Below are 16151 nucleotides of genomic sequence, written 5' to 3' on the forward strand. Positions count from 1 at the left end.
GCGAAAGTATGTTCGGTGTGGTAAAATATTTGAGCACGATGGGAAACAGCACGTTTCCCATTTTTCTGATGAATAAATAATCGGTAAGGGAGGCAATCATTCATGATCGATCGACAGACGGATCGCAAGTTCGACCTGGTCTCAAAGTATCAACCTACGGGGGACCAACCCCAGGCAATCAAGGCTTTAACCCAGGGTCTTGAAGACGGTGAGAAGGCCCAAATTCTATTGGGAGCCACCGGGACAGGGAAGACGTTTACCATTTCTAACGTCATCAAAAATGTGAATAAACCAACGCTGGTTCTTTCGCATAATAAGACGCTGGCGGGCCAATTGTACGGAGAATTCAAGCAATTTTTCCCCAACAATGCGGTTGAATACTTTGTGAGTTATTATGATTATTATCAACCCGAGGCGTATGTGCCTTCGAGTGATACGTATATTGAAAAAGACTCTTCGATTAATGATGAAATTGATAAACTACGGCATTCGGCGACGAGTTCCTTATTGGAACGTAACGATGTGATTGTCGTGGCCTCCGTCTCCTCCATCTTTGGTTTAGGGGACCCAACCGAATATAAAAATCACGTGGTTTCTTTACGCGTGGGTCAAGAGATTGAGCGGGATGCCTTGCTCCGCAAGTTAGTTAATATTCAATTTGAACGAAACGATTATGATTTCCAACGGGGCCGCTTCCGGGTTCATGGGGATGTCGTCGAAATTTTCCCAGCATCGCGTGATGAACGCGCGTTACGGGTGGAATTCTTCGGTGATGAGATCGACCGGATTCGCGAGGTCGATGCGCTGACTGGTGAAATCGTGGCCGATCGTGAACACGTGGCGATCTTCCCTGCGACCCACTTCATGACTAACGATGATATCATGGCCGAGGCCACGAATGGCATCGAAGGGGAACTGAAGGACCGGGTTGCCGAGTTAGAAGGTGCCGGTAAGCTGTTGGAGGCTCAGCGGTTGAAGCAACGGACCACCTATGACCTGGAAATGATGCGGGAGATGGGGTACACCAGCGGAATTGAAAATTATTCACGGTGGATGGATGGCCGGAAACCTGGCGAGCCGCCCTACACACTAATGGACTTCTTCCCTAAAGACTTCCTGATGGTTGTCGATGAATCCCACGTGACCATGCCACAGGTCCGGGGAATGTATAACGGTGACCGAGCACGGAAACAACAGTTGGTGGACTATGGTTTCCGGCTGCCAAGTGCCCTGGATAACCGTCCCCTAAAGTTAAATGAAGTTGAGCAGCATATGAATCAGGTCATTTACATGTCAGCAACGCCTGGTCCTTATGAAGAAGAGCAGACGAATCACGTTGTCCAACAGATCATCCGACCGACTGGGTTACTAGACCCGACGATCGAGGTCCGGCCAATCATGGGGCAAATGGATGACCTGGTTGGCGAGATTAACGCTCGGGTTGATAAGAACGAGCGAACTTTTGTCACGACCTTAACTAAAAAGATGGCGGAAGACTTAACCGATTATATGAAAGACTTGGGGATCAAGGTGGCCTATCTTCACTCTGACATTAAGACCCTAGAACGAACGGAAATCATGCGGGATCTGCGATTAGGGAAGTATGATGTTTTGGTCGGCATTAACCTGTTGCGGGAAGGGATCGATATTCCCGAAGTCTCGCTGGTGGCGATTCTGGATGCAGATAAGGAAGGCTTCTTGCGAAACGAACGGTCGTTGATCCAAACGATTGGGCGGGCTGCCCGAAACTCGCATGGGTCGGTCATCATGTATGCTGATTCCGTGACGGATTCGATGCAGGCTGCGATGGACGAAACCGCTCGTCGGCGGACGGTGCAAATTGCCTACAACAAGAAACATGGGATTACGCCAACTACGATTATTAAACCAATTCGTGATCTGATTTCGGTCACGAAAACCGATGAAAATGCTGGTGAGAAGGATGATTTTGTCGCCAGTGACTTTGAGGATATGGATCGTGATGATCAAGAGAAGTTGATTGCTCGTTTGGAAGATGAAATGCGGGCAGCAGCGAAGAAGTTAGACTTTGAACAGGCGGCTTCCCTCCGGGATACAGTCATGGAGATGAAGACCGAGATTGGTGACTAGGTAGTAAGGAGAAATGTCCATTGGCAAACGATAAAATTGTTATTCACGGGGCGCGCGCCCATAATTTAAAAGATATTGACGTGACGATTCCAAAGAATAAGCTGGTCGTCATTAGTGGGTTATCCGGTTCTGGCAAGAGTTCCTTGGCGTTTGATACCCTGTACGCCGAGGGCCAGCGACGGTATGTAGAAAGCCTGTCTTCCTACGCCCGTCAATTTCTGGGGCAAATGGATAAACCGGATGTAGATTCAATCGATGGCTTGAGTCCGGCCATTTCCATCGACCAAAAGACCACGTCGAAGAACCCCCGGTCTACAGTCGGAACGGTGACTGAGATCAATGACTACCTCCGTCTCCTCTGGGCCCGCGTGGGAACGCCCATCTGTCCTAACGATGGGACGACGATTACGAGTCAAAGTGTTGAACAGATGGTTGACCAGGTGCTGGTCTTGCCGGAACGAACAAAGCTCCAAATATTGTCGCCAATCGTCCGGTCTAAGAAGGGCCAACATAAGAAGATCTTCGAAAAGATCCGACGGGAAGGGTTTGTTCGAGTACGGGTCGATGGTGAAACCATGGACCTGGACGACGTGCCCGAGCTAAATAAAAATCAAAATCATGATATTGCAATTGTTATCGACCGAATTGTGATTAAGTCCGGGATTCGTTCCCGGTTGTTCGACTCCTTTGAAGCGGCGCTACGGTTAAGCGGTGGCTATGCCATTGCCGATCTGATTGATGGTGAACCAATGATCTTTTCCGAGCATTATGCCTGTCCGGTCTGTGGATTTACGGTTGGCGAGTTAGAACCACGACTGTTTTCATTCAACGCCCCCTTTGGGGCTTGTCCCGAATGTGACGGTTTAGGGGTCAAGTTGGAGGTCGACTTGGACCTGGTGGTTCCGGACAAGACCAAGACCTTGCGTGAAGGGGCCCTCGAGCCTTGGAATCCCATTAGTTCGCAATACTATCCGGCCTTATTGGAACAGGCCTGCGATGCCTTTGGTATTGATATGGATACACCATTTAAAGACCTTTCAAAGGAAGACCAAGTGACCGTTCTAAATGGCTCCAACGGCCGTGAATTCCATTTTCATTATGAAAACGACTTCGGCGGTGTTCGTGACATCGACGTCGCCTTTGAAGGGGTTGTCCCTAACATTGATCGCCGTTACCATGAAACCAACAGTGACTTCACCCGCGATGTTATGCGGAAATACATGGCCGAATTAACCTGCCAGAGTTGTCACGGTTATCGTTTAAATCGACAGGCGCTCAGTGTCAAGATTGACCACCAACACATTGGCGAGGTATCGGACCTTCCAGTCGGTAAGGAGCTACACTTCTTCCAAAACCTCAGCTTTGGGGAACAGGACCAAGTAATTGCTCAACCAATCTTGAAGGAAATCCGTGACCGGTTAACCTTTCTGCAGAACGTTGGTTTGGACTACCTGACGCTGAGTCGTTCCGCTCGAACCTTGTCCGGTGGGGAAGCTCAGCGAATTCGGTTGGCCACACAAATTGGATCTAACCTGTCTGGGGTACTGTACATTTTGGATGAGCCTTCGATTGGACTACACCAACGGGATAATGACCGATTGATTAACTCATTGAAGCAAATGCGGGATCTCGGGAATACGCTGATCGTGGTTGAACACGACGAGGACACCATGCGGGCAGCCGATTATATCGTGGACATTGGTCCTGGCGCGGGCGAAAACGGTGGCCACGTCATGGCCGCGGGAACACCTAAACAGGTCATGCGTTCTCGGAAGTCGCTGACTGGACAGTATCTGTCGGGTAAGCAGTATATTCCGGTACCTTTGAGCCGTCGTGAAGGCAATGGCAAGGAAATTCGGATTACGGGTGCCGCTGAAAATAATTTGAAGTCGATCGACGTTGATTTTCCACTTGGCGAATTTGTCGTGGTAACCGGGGTCTCTGGTTCTGGGAAGTCAACTTTGGTCAACACTATTTTGAAACGCGCTATTGCTCAGAAGCTGAATCACAACTCCGAAAAGCCGGGTAAGTTCGATGAGATTGCAGGGGTCCAAAACATCGAGCGGCTAGTCAATATCGACCAAAGTCCGATTGGACGGACGCCACGAAGCAACCCGGCAACCTATACCGGGGTGTTCGATGATGTGCGGAGCCTATTCGCTCAGACCAACGATGCCAAGCTCCGGGGGTACCAAAAGGGTCGCTTCAGCTTTAACACCAAGGGCGGACGTTGTGAGGCCTGTCATGGTGATGGAATCCTGAAGATTGAGATGAACTTCTTGCCAGACGTCTACGTTCCCTGTGAAGTTTGTCATGGAACGCGATATAATTCCGAGACCTTGGAAGTTGAATACAAGGGCAAGAACATTGCTGATGTCTTGGACATGACGGTCAGTGAAGCCTTGAAGTTCTTTGAGGCCATTCCTAAGATTACCCGTAAGCTACAGACAATTCAGGACGTTGGGTTAGGCTACGTTAAGCTGGGGCAACCGGCAACCACCTTATCCGGTGGGGAAGCACAACGGATGAAGTTGGCTTCCGAATTGCATAAGCAACAGAACGGTAAGAATTTTTACATCCTCGATGAACCAACGACGGGGCTCCACACTGACGACATTAAGCGGTTGCTGGAGGTCCTCCACCGATTGGTCAACAAGGGCAATACAGTCTTAGTCATTGAGCATAACTTGGACGTGATTAAGACGGCGGACCACTTGATTGACCTGGGTCCCGAAGGCGGGGAAGCCGGTGGAAACGTGGTTGCCACCGGGACACCCGAGGAACTGGCTGAAGTACAGGCCAGTTATACCGGTCAATACTTGAAGCCGGTTCTGGAACGAGACCGTGCGCGGACCGAAGCGGATCACACAGATCCGGCAGCCTCATAGAGATTTAATCAAGACGGGATCGCCCGACAGTCGTCGGGTTGGCCCGTCTTTTTAGATGGGGTGCTTGTGAGCGCCATTAAAAACCAGTACAATGGTTGAAAACCGGTGCGTACTAACCGGTGTTGTGAGGAGATGCAGATATGTTTAATATGAATCGTACTCGTTGGGGCTTCGACTGGAGTGAATTCATTCTCGGAATTTTATTCTTGGTTGCGGCCGGGGGATTACTCCGTTCCCCTAAGGTTGGCCTAACCGGACTGGCCATTATCTTTGCGGTGCTGGCCCTATTGAGTGGCCTCACCACGATTGCCGGCTACAAGAAGTTGCGCGATGTAACCGGGCTACGCGCCAACTTTGCGCTGGCCTTTGGGATTCTAGATATCTTGATTGCCATCGTGTTCTTTTTCGACATGAATAGTGCCATCGTGAGCCTAGGGTACCTGTTTGCCCTCTGGTTTATCTTTGATTCACTGGAGCGGTTGATTGTGGCCAGTCACCTGCGTCGGTTTGGCGGGAGCTTCTACTGGTTGTCCATCATCCTGGACGTGGTGACATTAGTCGTGGGGATCATGTTGTTCATTCATCCCATCGCCGCGGCCCTGTCACTGAACGGGCTGATCGCCATGTTCTTCATCATCTTCGGCGTGAATGCGATCTGGATTGCGTTTGCCCGCAGTCGGTCGTAAACTTAACTAATCGATCAGAAGGTCAAGACCACGGTCTTGGCCTTTTTTCGTACAATCGGACGAAAATAACGGGTTGAAAACGATTATTGGATAACTTTGTTAGGGAGATAAACGAAATATTAGGAAAAGACACGCCCGGTATGCTATACTGCTTAAAGACGTTTTTAAAAAGGAAAGCTGGAGGAGTGTCATGACGAATGAAATCCACCTGGTGATTATCACCGGGATGAGTGGTGCCGGGAAAACTGTTGCCATGCAAAGTTTCGAAGATCTCGGCTATTTCTGTATTGATAATATGCCCCCATCGTTACTCCCTAAATTGTGGGATTTAGTGCGTGAATCAGGAAAATTGTCCAAGATTGCCCTGGTCATGGACCTGCGTTCACGGGCCTTTTATGACGAAATTGTCCGGATGCTTAACGACGTAGCCGTTCATGGGATGATGAACGCACAAGTCTTGTTTCTAGACGCCTCGGATGAAGAGCTGGTTTCCCGGTATAAGGAAACTAGAAGAGCCCATCCCTTGGCACGTAATGGTCGCGTGATGGAAGGGATCCAACGCGAGCGAACCCTGTTGGCTCCGATCCGGCAAGCGGCACAACTCGTCATTGATACGACGAAGTTGAGCCCCCGCAAACTCCGTGAAGAAATTTTCCATAATTATGAAACCGAGGAGGTCCACGTCTTTCACATCGACTTGATGTCATTTGGGTTTAAGTATGGGTTACCCATCGATGCCGACATTGTGATGGACGTTCGTTTCCTACCCAATCCGTATTACTTACCCGAACTGCGTGAATTGACTGGCAAGGACCAGTCCGTTTACGACTACGTGATGAATCAGCCACAGACCGAGGAGTTCTATGAACGCTTTATTGGTCTCCTGAAGACGATCGTTCCGGGCTATAAAAAAGAGGGCAAGTCAAATCTCACCATTGCCATTGGCTGTACCGGGGGTCAACACCGGTCGGTTGCCATCGTGCGGCGAATTGCTAAGGCCCTCGGCGATATGTACCCGGTCAATGTGACGCACCGGGACATCGAGAAGCGAAAGGAGTCCGCAAATCGATCATGAGAGATTTAATGAAGAGCCGACGACCTAAGATTGTGGTGATCGGTGGAGGAACGGGATTGCCCGTCATCCTGAGTAATCTACGCGATCAGGACGTCGACATTACCGCAGTTGTCACGGTTGCCGATGATGGGGGCTCCTCTGGGATTATTCGGCACTATGTGAACGTGGTTCCGCCTGGTGATATTCGTAACGTCATGGTGGCGTTAGCGGAAATTCCTGGCATTTACAAGGACCTGTTTCAGTATCGCTTTGAGACAACCGATGATTTCTTTGCTGGCCACGCGATTGGTAATTTGATTATCGCGGCCCTTTCGGAAATGAAGGGGGGCATCTTTGATGCGGTCCAGGAGCTCTCACAGTTGATGCGAGTCAATGGTCATATCTATCCGGCGGCCAATGAGCCACTGGAATTACACGCCCAATTTGCCGATGGCACCACGCTACGCGGTGAAGCGGAGATTACTGCGGCCCATAAGCTAATCAAGCGTGTCTGGGTAGAAACCAGTAATCACCATGCCCAACCACGAGCAGCCCAGCCCGTGATTGATGCGATCATGGATGCCGATCAGATTGTCTTGGGGCCTGGTAGCCTGTTTACCAGTATCCTGCCTAATTTAATGATCAGTAGTGTTGGTAAGGCGGTGCGGGAAAGTCCTGCAGAGGTCGTGTATATCTGTAATATCATGACGCAAAAGGGTGAAACGGAAAACTTTACGGATGCTGACCACGTGCGGGTGTTGAATGAACACCTGGGGGCTAACTTCATCGATACGGTGTTGGTCAATACAGGCAAGGTTCCCGATAAGTACATCGACTATCAACGGTGGGATGAGATGTCCCAACCGGTTAAACATGATTTTCAGGGTTTACGTAGCCAGGGATGTCGGGTAATTTCCACCGATTTCCTACAACTTAGAGATAACGGGGCGTTCCATAATGGTCAAGAGGTGGTCCATGAACTACTGAACCTGATTGGTCAGCCGCGTTTCCAGAAGGACTCACGAGGTTAATTAAATGTCATATGCTAGTGAAGTAAAAAAAGAATTAACCACCTTAGATGTCCATCGTGACAACGCTAAGGCGGAACTGGTAGCCCTGATTCGCATGAATGGGGCCCTCGGACTCGCCAACCATCGCTTCGTTTTAAACGTGCAAACGGAAAATCCGGCAATTGCTCGACGAATGTACCAGCTGCTTAAGCAGTTCTACGACTTGGAGAGTGAATTGCTGGTTCGGCGGAAGATGAAACTGAAGAAGAATAATCTGTACATTGTTCGGGTTAAAACTGGTGTGACGGAGGTCTTATCCGACCTTGGCATTTTTGATGGGATGCAACTCCTGGAGTCCGTGCCCGAAGAAATTCTGGATGATGACATGCAAGTTCGGTCATATCTGCGGGGGGCCTTTCTGGCCGGCGGGTCCGTTAACAATCCGGAGACCAGTCGCTATCACTTGGAAATTTACTCCTTGTATGAAGAGCATAACCAGATGATTGCGGAAATGATGAACCGTTACGACTTAAATGCCCGGACGATTGTTCGGCGGAGTGGGTACATTACCTATCTTAAGGGTGCCGAAAGAATTGCGGACTTCCTGTCGCTCATCGGGGCCACGACGGCGATGCTGCGGTTTGAAGACGTGCGAATCATGCGGGATATGCGAAATTCGGTCAACCGGTTGGTGAACTGTGAGAATGCCAATTTGGATAAAGTGGCGACGGCTTCCACGCGGCAGATCGATAATATTCAGTTTATCGAGGCTACCGTGGGGTTGGGGCAATTACCGACGAAGCTTCGTGAAGTGGCTGAGGCCCGTTTGGCCCACAGTGAAGTCAGCTTGAAGGAGTTGGGGGATCTTGTCCCTGGTGGTCCGATTTCAAAGTCGGGAATTAACCATCGTCTCCGGAAAATTAATGATTATGCCAAACAGTTACGTGGCGAGGCCACAGCTTAAAAAAGTCAGCTAACCAAATATGCGGTTAGCTGATTTTTTTATCGAGGCCATTCGTATAATGGGGGTCGCAGAAAGGACGTGATCTCCTTGAGAGCCTGGCGATTACTGACGGAGTATTTTAACGTTGCCGAGTTTGCAACAGCCTATGCCTGGTTTACGGGCCATAGTTGGGGCCTGGATATCCGACCAAATTTCGATCGTTTCTTCTGGTATTTTCTGGCGGCGGGCATCTTTGTCTATCCCTGGGTGGCCGATTTGGAAGGCCAGGTGTGTGATCGCTGGCGGTTGCGTCAACAGATTAAGCCCGGTGTCAGATGGCACAATCGTGATGTAGTGGCGCATGATCGCGGCGGTGACTGGCGGTCGCCACACAGCCGAGTTTCGTGGGCAAACGCTCACGATCAGGATACCTTGATGCGCATGAGTAACGGATTGCTACGCGGACTCTTGCGGTTTGGTTGGATTGTTTTTGCTCCGGTAATTTTGGTGATTCAGGTCTGTTTACACACAAAAAAATAGGGCTGGCTGCAGCCAGTCCTATTTCATTTTAGATTACTTCTTTTGGTCGCTACTGTTAGTCATGATGTGGTCGATTAAACCATAGTCAACGGCATCTTGAGCACTTAAGTAGTTATCCCGTTCAGTATCTTGGTTAATCCGTTCGATTGGTTGACCAGAGTTATCAGCCAGTAATTGGTTAATGGTCTTCCGGGTCTTCAAGATCTCCCGCGCAGCAATTTCAATTTCGGTTTGTTGCCCTTGGGCACCACCAGAAGGTTGGTGAATCATCACTTGAGCGTGAGGTAAGGCAAACCGCTTACCCTTGGTCCCTGATGAGGCCAAGACACTGGCCATTGAAGCTGCCATCCCTAACGTAATCGTTTGAACGTCAGATTGGATGAAGTTCATGGTATCGTAAATAGCCAATCCGGATGAAACCACACCACCAGGCGAGTTAATGTAAAGCGAAATATCCTTGGTAGAGTCTTGGGCATCCAAGAAGAGCAATTGCGCAATGATGGCATTTGCCATGTCATCTTCGATAGGGCCTGATAACATGATGATCCGGTCCTTTAAAAGTCGTGAATAAATATCATAAGCCCGTTCGCCACGGGATGATTGTTCGATAACTGTTGGTACTAAATTCATGACAAGATAGCCTCCCTTTTTACAATTGAATGGCTAGCAGTTTGCTAACATGTTGTTAGTGTACTGCTATGGTCAAAGTAGGTCAAACAAAAAGACTTCCTTGATCCTGCTAACCTTTTAACTAAAACTATCATAACAGAGTTTATTAAAACGTCACGTATTCTGTTTTTAAATTGACCAGTTACGTCAAGGAAATAACCACTTACGTAAGGTGTATTTTCAAGTCTGTGGGTTTGTGGTTTACTAGGAACATCAGAGGAGGTGAGTACTTGAAAATTCGGGTGGATGTTAATGTCGGGTCAACCGAGCCGGAGGTTGTGATTCGTGTGAATGACGCGGCCAAAGGGGCCGCCTTGGCCCAGAAAATTGCCAGACTCACGGATAGTGATCGGCTGACCTTGGGACAGCGTGGGCATCAATATCAGGTGAAGATCGCCGATATTCTGTTCTTGGAGGCGGCCGACCATCAGGTGACGGTACATACGGCCAAAGAGATGTTTATGACCCGGCTGCCGCTGTATGAGCTGGCGGAACAACTACCGGAGTCCTTCCAACGGATTTCCAAGTCTGCCATCCTCAATCGCGATCAGGTTCGGTCGCTGACTAAATCCGTGACCGGCAATCTGGTTCGGTTTCGGGAGTCGTCTAAACAAGTTTATGTTTCGCGGCGTTACTACAAGGAATTGAAAAATAGGTTGGAGCGAAAGGGGTAACAATTAATGAAAAGAAATTGGTTTTGGGGTGTCTTCTTTGTCCTGTCGGCAGGGATTTTAATTACCAGTCAATTAGGCATCTTGACGGTTCACATTGGTTTTTGGACACTACTGTTGGCGATGTTCCTGGTGGCCGCTTTAGTTGAAAGTCTGATGCATTTTTCTGTCGGGGGCATTGTCTTTTCGCTGGCTTTCCTGGCCATTCTATTCGCCAAGCCGTTGGGTATTGTCCAGCTAGCACCCTGGACTATCTTAGGGGCGGCCGTGTTGCTGACCATTGGTCTGTCCATGATTTTTCGTCCACGCTGGCGTTGGCAAGGGCGTTTCACTGGTCATCACGGTGAAAGCTGGCATAATGGTCGGCATGACTGGGGCCGTAGTGTCGACGCCATTACGGACGTTAATGATTCGGAAACCGTGGTCGACGTTAATATGAGTGCTAGCATTCGGTATTTACAATCGGACAATTTAAAGAGTGTGCGAATTAAGTCGTCAATGGGTAACGCCAAGGTCTATTTTGACGACGTTACCCTCAGTTCAGAGGGGGCCGTGGCCTGGGTCGATAATTCTTTCGGTGGGGTTGAATTGTATGTGCCTAAGGAATGGCAGGTACACATTGATCTTTCAACGGACTTCGGTACGGTTGGCGAACGTGGTGAAAGCACCAGTACTGCGGAACAGAAGTTGGTGGTTAAGGGGCGCACGTCATTTGGTTCCGTAGTCATATTCTATATCTAGTGATCTTGCCTCAAAAATAATCAAAGGAAGACTTGAATTTATATTTAGCATCGGTTATAGTAGTAAGTGCTTGAAAAAGCTGATGCTGTTTTGCGCCCGTAGTGTAATGGATCGCACGTAAGATTCCGGTTCTTGAAATGGGGGTTCGATTCCCTCCGGGCGCATCAGTTGCCGTAACGATTGTCGTTGCGGCTTTTTTGATCTAAAAAAGCCAGGTCGCTTAGGACTTGGCTGAGTGGTTTAAGCGATCCCAGCGTTTCCGCAACGGACCGGCAATTAGCGGGGCGACGAGCACGTCTAAAATGAGTTCGGGAACCCCATTGGTTAGGATGGAAATCATGAGAACGTAACCAAGAGTCTGGTTGCCCTTGGCGCCAAAGGCGGTGGCCACGGCGGGCGTTTGGTAAAACACGTAGATTAGGCCCATGACCAGTACGGTATTAACCAGGGCGCCCGTTGCCGCGGCCAGGCGCATGGCCAGGGCTTCTCGGTGCCAGTGACGGCGAACCCAGAGGTAAACGATCCCGGCGAGTAGCCCCATCAACAGCCGTGGTAGGATAGAAATCAGGGGATTGGTGAAGACCAGTGGGGCCACGGGACTAGACGGCCAGGTGAACGCCCGAATGAAGGTTATTAGGCCCCAAAAGGTGCCAATGATGAGGCCATCAGCCGGTCCTAATGCGATGGCAGCGATGATTACAGTAAGACCAATTAGGGTCATACTGAAGGGGCCAAGGGGGATGTATCCTAAAAATGGTAGGATGTTTTGTAAGAGAACAATAGCCATCAATAGGGCATCAATAACCAAACGAAATGTTTTATGACGGGTCATGTTGGAACCTCCACGAAAAGTTTAATGCAGTTATTATAGCACCGTTTGAACCGATAATAACAGGCAGTGGCTTGTATTTTTATCCACAATCAGTTATAGTATTCATAGTGTTTTTTATTGAAAGAGTTTGCGCCCGTAGTGTAATGGATCGCACGTAAGATTCCGGTTCTTGAAATGGGGGTTCGATTCCCTCCGGGCGCATCACAATCAGGTTTCATCCTTTGCGGGGTGAGACCTTTTTTCGTTGGAATGAAGTGCTTGCCAAACGGTTGCTCAGAGGCTTATACTATCACTTGTAGGCATGTGATTGTCTTAATTTTTTGGGCAATGTGGGCGTATCTGGACCCACGCTGGACGGTAAACGTCCCATTAGGAGGCTGACGCGATGCAAATGGACTGGCAATGGATCGAAGCAGTAATGCCGCAGATGACGGACCAGCTCACAACGCGTTTCCGAATCTTACAGGGAATTTCCGCCCAACAGCCCATCGGCCGCCGGACATTGGCAGACCACCTGGTGGTGTCTGAACGCACCGTTCGGACGGTTACGACCGCTTTGGAAGGCTTAGGCCTGATTCAAATGTCTACGCAAGGTATGCAATTGACGCCGGCCGGCCGTCAGGCCCTGCGGGGGCTGACCCCCGTTATGGATGATTTTGCGGGGCGTCAACAACGTGAACGGCGACTGGCCCAACGGCTTGGTATCGAACACTGTACGATTGTCCCCGGAGATAGTTCGGCTGCTACTGGCAGCCTGTCGGGGATGGCTAAGGCTGGTGCTAAAGTGTTGGCCGAGCGTTTGCCAGTAGGCAAGAGTACCATTGCCGTCATGGGTGGTCATACTTTGGCCACCTTGGGGCAGGTATTGACCCCAACACTGGCGATGAACCGTCAGTTGTTGTTCGTTCCGGCCCGCGGGGGTGTGGGCGAGTCACCGGCCATTCAGGCCAACACCGTTTGTGCTCAGATGGCGCAACACACCAACAGTACCTTTCGCCAACTTTATATTCCGGAACAGCTTACGACGGCAACCTACCAACAGCTATTTGCAGAACCCAGTATCCATGAAGTTTTGCAACTGATTGATCGTAGTAGCGTCGTGGTTCACGGGATCGGCCAGGCCTTGGATATGGCGGAGCGTCGTAAGATGGCCCCCCACGCTGTCGCTGACTTAACCGCGGCCCATGCTGTAGGAGAAGCATTTGGTTACTTCTTTGACGATGAAGGTCACGTGGTAAGCAAGATCCCACGAATCGGCCTGGAGATCGATGACCTGGCAAAAAAGCCGGTGGTCATCGCGGTTGCTGGAGGTAGTGAAAAGGGCGCGGCCATCGCGGCTTATATGCAACTCGCACCGTCACAGACCTGGCTGGTCACAGACGACGGTGCCGCTGACTTTGTTTTAAAAAGGTGATATACTTCATGTGTACTGCTTTTTAAAAAATTATTCTTTAGAACTTCCTGAAGGAGGAACTCACAGTATGACTGTAAAGATTGGTATTAATGGTTTCGGACGTATCGGCCGTTTGGCTTTCAAGCGGATTCACGAACTCCACTCAAGCGACATCGAAGTTGTTGCCATCAACGATTTGACGACACCTTCAATGTTGGCTTACCTGTTGAAGTATGATTCAACTCATGGCCGCTTCCCTGGCGAAGTTTCCGCTACGGATAAGGGCATCGTGGTTGACGGCAAGGAATACCCAGTTTATGCCGAACCAAAGGCACAAAACATTCCTTGGGTTAAGAACGACGGGGTTGACTTCGTTCTCGAATGTACCGGTTTCTACACCTCAGAAGAAAAGTCACAAGCTCACCTTGATGCTGGCGTTAAGCGGGTCTTAGTATCTGCTCCAGCCGGTGCCGTTAAGACGGTTGTTCCTGGTGTTAACTTAGATGAACTGACTAAGGACGACGTAATCGTTTCTGCTGGTTCTTGCACGACCAACTGCTTAGCACCAATGGCTTACTTCTTAAATGAAGACTTTGGTATCCAAGCAGGGACTATGACGACTATCCATGCCTTTACTTCAACTCAAATGATCTTGGATGGCCCTCGTGGCAAGAAGATGCGTAACAACCGGACTGCCAGTGTTAACACGATTCCTCACTCAACTGGTGCCGCTAAGGCTATCGGCTTGGTTATCCCTGAATTAAAGGGTAAGTTACAAGGCCATGCACAACGGGTATCCGTTGTCGACGGTTCTTTGACTGAATTAGTAACTGTTCTGAACAAGAAGGTTACTGCTGATGAAATCAACGATGCAATGAAGAAGCACACCGCAAACAACGATGCTTACGGTTACAACGCTGACGAAATTGTTTCTAGCGATATCATCGATGATGACCACGGTTCAGTATTCGATCCTACCCAAACTGAAGTTACCACTGCCGGTGACACGCAATTAGTTAAGACGGTTGCATGGTACGACAACGAATGGGGCTTCACTTGCAACATGGTACGGACTTTACTCCACTTCGCTACGCTCTAAGCGCCAGCTTCGTATTAGGAGTTAAGTTAAAAAACGCGGCGGAGGAGAAATTACTCCGACGCGTTTTTAATTAGCCCTTAAGGCTGGGAGTCGTCCTTTGAATTTCCGGATTAAGTGCTGTATATTTGTGAACGTAAGCGAGAGTAAAGATCTATTCATTCAAGGAGGTTTTTCTAAATTGGCTAAATTAACCGTTTCTGATTTAGATTTAAAGAGCAAAAAAGTTTTGATGCGGGTCGACTTTAACGTTCCCATCAAAGACGGTGTGATCGGCAACGATAACCGGATTGTTGCGGCATTACCAACCATCAAGTACGTGATTGATCATGGTGGTAAGGCGATTCTTTTGTCTCACCTTGGTCGGGTCAAGACTGAAGACGACAAGCCTGGTCTGTCCATGCGGCCAGTTGCCGAACGGCTTTCTAATTTATTAAATAAACCCGTTACCTTTGTGCCAACGACCGAAGGTAAACAACTCGAAGATGCCATTGATGGTTTAAATGATGGGGATGTTTTGGTTATGGAAAACACCCGTTACGAAGACGTTAAAGATGGCGAATACGTTAAGCGTGAATCCGGTAACGATCCTGAATTGGGTAAGTACTGGGCTTCTTTGGGGGATGTCTTCGTTAACGATGCGTTTGGGACGGCTCACCGTTCTCACGCCTCTAACGTCGGGATTGCTGCCAACATGCCCCAAACGGCTGCTGGTTTCTTAATGGAAAAGGAAATTACCTTTATCGGTGGTGCCGTGGACAATCCTGAACACCCATTTGTTGCTATCTTGGGTGGTGCCAAGGTTTCCGACAAGATCGGGGTTATCGACAACTTATTGGCTAAGGCTGACAAGATCTTAATCGGTGGTGGGATGACTTACACGTTCTACGCTGCCAAAGGGATTAAGATTGGGAATTCTTTGGTTGAAACTGACAAGATCGACTTAGCCAAGGAAATTCTGGAAAAGGCCGGCGACAAGTTGGTCTTACCAGTTGACTCCGTTGTTGCTGAAAAGTTCGATAACGATGCCGACCACAAGACGGTTGATGGCGATGTTCCTGATGGCTACATGGCTTTGGACATTGGACCTAAGTCGATTGCCAAGTTTGAAGACGTGTTAAAGACGGCCAAGACGGTTGTTTGGAACGGCCCAATGGGTGTCTTCGAAATGAGCAACTATGCCGAAGGTACTTTGGAAATTGGGAAGTTCTTGGGGACGTTAAGCGATGCCAAGACCATTGTTGGTGGTGGTGATTCAACTGCTGCCGTTCAACAATTAGGGGTTGCCGACCGGCTTTCACACATTTCAACCGGTGGTGGTGCTTCCTTGGAATACCTTGAAGGTAAAACCTTACCAGGGATTGCTGCTATTTCTGATAAGTAAAACTTTAAAAAGCTGTGGTGCAGGTCACCACGGCTTTTTCTCGTCATTTGAGAAGACTGGAGGGGCTTTCACTGGCTTCTCTATAGTGAATTCGGTAAGATGATGGGCGTAGTTAGTTTATTTTTAGAAAGGGTG

14 protein-coding genes and 2 tRNA genes are annotated in these 16151 nt (G+C 49.2%); 14 read left to right on the forward strand and 2 right to left on the reverse strand.

Features of this window, described 5'->3' with window-relative positions:
• Window positions 1-102: 102 nt before the first annotated feature.
• The 7 genes from uvrB (at window position 103) to LSE01S_RS03685 (ending at window position 9230) form a co-directional block, all read left to right on the forward strand.
• Window positions 103-2109, forward strand: coding sequence for an excinuclease ABC subunit UvrB (uvrB, locus tag LSE01S_RS03655; RefSeq protein WP_061776270.1), 2007 nt, complete (start codon window positions 103-105; stop codon window positions 2107-2109).
• A gap of 20 nt (window positions 2110-2129) precedes the next feature.
• Entirely contained in the window at window positions 2130-4997 is a 2868-nt protein-coding gene (uvrA, locus tag LSE01S_RS03660; RefSeq protein ID WP_061776271.1) for an excinuclease ABC subunit UvrA, read from the forward strand.
• 140 nt (window positions 4998-5137) lie between these two features.
• Window positions 5138-5683 carry an HdeD family acid-resistance protein gene (locus LSE01S_RS03665; protein WP_061776272.1) on the forward strand — a complete coding sequence of 182 codons (546 nt, stop codon included), beginning with the start codon at window positions 5138-5140 and terminating at the stop codon, window positions 5681-5683.
• Window positions 5684-5873: 190 nt separating this feature from the next.
• Entirely contained in the window at window positions 5874-6758 is an 885-nt protein-coding gene (gene rapZ, locus LSE01S_RS03670; protein WP_061776273.1) for an RNase adapter RapZ, read from the forward strand.
• A complete protein-coding gene (gene mgfK, locus LSE01S_RS03675; protein ID WP_061776274.1) occupies window positions 6755-7768 on the forward strand; it encodes a gluconeogenesis morphogenetic factor MgfK in 1014 nt (337 codons plus the stop codon). Before rapZ ends, mgfK begins: the two co-directional genes overlap by 4 nt.
• Before the next feature lie 4 nt (window positions 7769-7772).
• A complete protein-coding gene (gene whiA / locus LSE01S_RS03680; RefSeq protein ID WP_061776275.1) occupies window positions 7773-8711 on the forward strand; it encodes a DNA-binding protein WhiA in 939 nt (312 codons plus the stop codon).
• 87 nt (window positions 8712-8798) lie between these two features.
• Window positions 8799-9230: a hypothetical protein gene (locus LSE01S_RS03685; protein WP_061776276.1), complete on the forward strand. Its 432-nt coding sequence runs from the start codon at window positions 8799-8801 to the stop codon at window positions 9228-9230.
• A 33-nt stretch (window positions 9231-9263) separates the two neighbouring features.
• Here the strand turns inward: LSE01S_RS03685 and clpP are convergent, their stop codons facing one another.
• Complete coding sequence (gene clpP, locus LSE01S_RS03690) at window positions 9264-9860, reverse strand: ATP-dependent Clp endopeptidase proteolytic subunit ClpP (protein WP_061776277.1); 597 nt, start codon at window positions 9858-9860, stop codon at window positions 9264-9266.
• A gap of 269 nt (window positions 9861-10129) precedes the next feature.
• Here clpP and LSE01S_RS03695 point away from each other — a divergent pair, with 269 nt between their 5' ends.
• The 3 genes from LSE01S_RS03695 to LSE01S_RS03705 all read left to right on the forward strand — a co-directional run bounded on the left by LSE01S_RS03695 (window position 10130) and on the right by LSE01S_RS03705 (window position 11475).
• A complete protein-coding gene (locus LSE01S_RS03695) occupies window positions 10130-10573 on the forward strand; it encodes a LytTR family DNA-binding domain-containing protein (protein ID WP_061776278.1) in 444 nt (147 codons plus the stop codon).
• A 6-nt stretch (window positions 10574-10579) separates the two neighbouring features.
• Entirely contained in the window at window positions 10580-11311 is a 732-nt protein-coding gene (locus LSE01S_RS03700; RefSeq protein WP_061776279.1) for a LiaF transmembrane domain-containing protein, read from the forward strand.
• Between the two features lie 92 nt (window positions 11312-11403).
• Window positions 11404-11475 (forward strand) — tRNA-Arg (locus LSE01S_RS03705).
• A gap of 56 nt (window positions 11476-11531) precedes the next feature.
• Here LSE01S_RS03705 and LSE01S_RS03710 read toward each other — a convergent pair.
• Complete coding sequence (locus tag LSE01S_RS03710) at window positions 11532-12143, reverse strand: ECF transporter S component (protein WP_061776280.1); 612 nt, start codon at window positions 12141-12143, stop codon at window positions 11532-11534.
• Between the two features lie 129 nt (window positions 12144-12272).
• Here LSE01S_RS03710 and LSE01S_RS03715 point away from each other — a divergent pair.
• The 4 genes from LSE01S_RS03715 to LSE01S_RS03730 all read left to right on the forward strand — a co-directional run bounded on the left by LSE01S_RS03715 (window position 12273) and on the right by LSE01S_RS03730 (window position 16016).
• Window positions 12273-12344, forward strand: a tRNA-Arg gene (locus tag LSE01S_RS03715).
• 184 nt (window positions 12345-12528) lie between these two features.
• Window positions 12529-13557 (forward strand): sugar-binding transcriptional regulator, encoded by a 1029-nt coding sequence (locus LSE01S_RS03720; protein WP_061776281.1) that lies wholly within the window; start codon window positions 12529-12531, stop codon window positions 13555-13557.
• 67 nt (window positions 13558-13624) lie between these two features.
• Window positions 13625-14635, forward strand: coding sequence for a type I glyceraldehyde-3-phosphate dehydrogenase (gene gap, locus LSE01S_RS03725; protein ID WP_061776282.1), 1011 nt, complete (start codon window positions 13625-13627; stop codon window positions 14633-14635).
• Between the two features lie 178 nt (window positions 14636-14813).
• Window positions 14814-16016 carry a phosphoglycerate kinase gene (locus tag LSE01S_RS03730; RefSeq protein ID WP_061776283.1) on the forward strand — a complete coding sequence of 401 codons (1203 nt, stop codon included), beginning with the start codon at window positions 14814-14816 and terminating at the stop codon, window positions 16014-16016.
• The last annotated feature ends 135 nt before the right edge of the window (window positions 16017-16151 follow it).

It is taken from the genome of Levilactobacillus senmaizukei DSM 21775 = NBRC 103853, assembly GCF_001592085.1.
Lineage (GTDB): Bacteria > Bacillota > Bacilli > Lactobacillales > Lactobacillaceae > Levilactobacillus > Levilactobacillus senmaizukei.

What these genes read in the sequence shown, in the direction of transcription:
- LSE01S_RS03700 (WP_061776279.1), top strand. Translation starts at nt 10,580, where the DNA reads ATGAAAAGAAATTGGTTTTGGGGTGTCTTCTTTGTCCTGTCGGCAGGG.
- uvrB (WP_061776270.1), top strand. Translation starts at nt 103, where the DNA reads ATGATCGATCGACAGACGGATCGCAAGTTCGACCTGGTCTCAAAGTAT.
- rapZ (WP_061776273.1), top strand. Translation starts at nt 5,874, where the DNA reads ATGACGAATGAAATCCACCTGGTGATTATCACCGGGATGAGTGGTGCC.
- LSE01S_RS03720 (WP_061776281.1), top strand. Translation starts at nt 12,529, where the DNA reads ATGCAAATGGACTGGCAATGGATCGAAGCAGTAATGCCGCAGATGACG.
- LSE01S_RS03665 (WP_061776272.1), top strand. Translation starts at nt 5,138, where the DNA reads ATGTTTAATATGAATCGTACTCGTTGGGGCTTCGACTGGAGTGAATTC.
- LSE01S_RS03710 (WP_061776280.1), bottom strand. Translation starts at nt 12,143, where the DNA reads ATGACCCGTCATAAAACATTTCGTTTGGTTATTGATGCCCTATTGATG.
- whiA (WP_061776275.1), top strand. Translation starts at nt 7,773, where the DNA reads ATGTCATATGCTAGTGAAGTAAAAAAAGAATTAACCACCTTAGATGTC.
- clpP (WP_061776277.1), bottom strand. Translation starts at nt 9,860, where the DNA reads ATGAATTTAGTACCAACAGTTATCGAACAATCATCCCGTGGCGAACGG.
- mgfK (WP_061776274.1), top strand. Translation starts at nt 6,755, where the DNA reads ATGAGAGATTTAATGAAGAGCCGACGACCTAAGATTGTGGTGATCGGT.
- gap (WP_061776282.1), top strand. Translation starts at nt 13,625, where the DNA reads ATGACTGTAAAGATTGGTATTAATGGTTTCGGACGTATCGGCCGTTTG.